Origin of the sequence: Bartonella sp. AP258QHHD, from assembly GCF_042196145.1 — a bacterium.
Classification (GTDB): domain Bacteria; phylum Pseudomonadota; class Alphaproteobacteria; order Rhizobiales; family Rhizobiaceae; genus Bartonella.
In genome coordinates, this window is sequence record NZ_JBHIPR010000068.1 from 1 (window position 1) to 1028 (window position 1028).

General features: G+C 48.5%; 1 pseudogene. It reads right to left on the minus strand.

What is annotated here, in order from left to right:
* Positions 1 to 1028 (minus strand): annotated as a pseudogene (locus ACFIMM_RS08110) (hypothetical protein); the annotation flags it as partial.

Here is a 1028-nt window from a genome sequence, read left to right on the forward strand (position 1 = left end):
GCTTTATTCCACGCTGCATTCGCTGTGCTTTTTGCATTTTCCACCTCACTACGCGCTTGCTCCGCATCATGCTTGGCATAACCTGCTGTCTGTTTGGCTTCTTGTGCTATTTTCTCGGCTTCTTCCGCTTTACGCTTCGCCTCTTGTGCTATGCCCTTCACCGCTTCCCCACTCACCTGCCCTGCCGTCTCTCCTGAACGCACCGCAGACTCTGCTACCGCTTTCGCTTCCAAAGCTATTCTAGAGGCTTCTGTTGTGCTCTGTTGGGCTTGCTCCGCTTTCGCTATTGCACTATCTGCTGCACTTTTCGCTTCTTCTGCTGTGCTCTTCGCTGCATTCGCAACTGTCTCTACACTTTCGGCTTTAGCTTTTGCATCAGCGGCTGTCTGCTGTGAACTTACTGCTGTGCTATGAGCTGTTTCCGCTAAACTCTTAGCTTCACTCGACTTCGTTAACGCTTCTAAAGCTTTTTGCCCGATCTCATCACCAGCCTGTTTAGCTGTGGTAGCGGTCGATAATGCCGTTTCTGCAATACCTTTCACTTCTTCAGAAATATTCTTGACATCATTGACTAAGGTAAGCGCTGTAGATGCTTTATCCTTCGCTGCATTCGCTTCTGTAAGCGCATTGGTAGAGGCATTTTGGGCTTCTGTTGCAAGTTGTTTGGCTTCTTCTGAGAGTGTCTTAGATGACTCTGCTATCTGTTTGGATTCTCTTGACTCCGTTAATGCCTTCTCTACTGCCGTTTGTACTTGAGACGCTGTTTTTGTAAGTTCTCTAACAGAAGATGTCGCCCGTTCCGATAAACCTTTTGCTTCTTCGGCAATATCCTTGGCATCATCGGCTGCCTGTTTGGCTCCATCTGCCTTTAGACTTGCTTGCATGGCTACAGTCTTAACTTCATGACACGTTGCTACCGCCGTCGCTGCTACTTGCGTCGTCTCTGTTGCTGTTTGTGAAGCTTCTCTTGCTGTTTGTTCTGCACGCGTTGCAATGGTCTTCGATTCATCGGCTAACCTCTTGGCTTC